The 906-nt window shown below is 35.9% G+C and carries 1 protein-coding gene; it reads left to right on the forward strand.

The window, feature by feature from the left end; genetic code table 11:
* The first annotated feature begins 275 nt into the window (after window positions 1-275).
* The gene (locus NK356_RS24035) at window positions 276-497 is read left to right on the forward strand and encodes a phosphate ABC transporter substrate-binding protein (RefSeq protein ID WP_253318251.1); all 222 of its coding nucleotides are present in this window, start codon (window positions 276-278) and stop codon (window positions 495-497) included.
* Window positions 498-906 lie beyond the last annotated feature (409 nt).

Below are 906 nucleotides of genomic sequence, written 5' to 3' on the forward strand. Positions count from 1 at the left end.
GGTGCCGTTAGAAAGACCTCCTTCGATTCCAAACTGACAGAGTCTTTCACCAGATTGCCCGGTAGCTAACCAATGCCTTTGATAAGAGTTTCATCGTCAACTTTCAATTGAACATCAACTGCTCTTATAATTCATTGCTTGGTTTTAATAAAAAATAACTGCGTAAATAGAATGCGCAGTAAGAATATAATTTTGTAGAAAGAAAACTAATAACTATGAATAATTATAAATCAGATCTAAAAGAAGCAGTGTATTGAGGTTAATACTCAATACTTATGAAAAAAGCTAAAACATTAAGACAAAAATTCGGATTCAATGAATATGGATTAATTGACTTTCCAAAGAAAATTTCAGGCGTACAGATCTCAAGATTGATGTACGGGGATGATATGGGTTGTTCATATTGTTTTCCACACGGTGTTGAAGTGGTGAATGCAAGGTATACAAAGTTCCAACGAAACTGGAAGAAATACAGAAAAACCCAATGGAAAAATTAAAATCAGGTGTCGTTTTGGAATCGTACTTCGAGTCCCCCGTCAGATGTAGGTTCAATTCCTGCCATTCCTGTTGTAAACGGAATGTAGTTCAAAAGAAAGAATAGATGGCATAGAAAGATTCCGCTGCTTTTACCCTGATGCTATAAAAGAGTGCCGTAGAGAAGACCTGCTTCGGTTTAATTTGGTTCGACTCCAGAAGGTCATGAAAGTGATCTTGTACAAGTCTTTTCGAATCTTGCCTCTTTTATTTAAATCACATGAATGAAAAGATAATAAAAGGCCAGAATTTCCATCAATGACAACTATGGAAATATGACATAGGAAACGGAGGCGTTAAGAAAATAAGCTATACGAACGTTAAGAAAATTCTACTGTCTGAAGCGCGACACAGAAAGTGAAACGAAGAAGT

Origin of the sequence: Chryseobacterium sp. S0630, assembly GCF_024158915.1 — a bacterium.
Classification (GTDB): Bacteria; Bacteroidota; Bacteroidia; order Flavobacteriales; family Weeksellaceae; genus Chryseobacterium.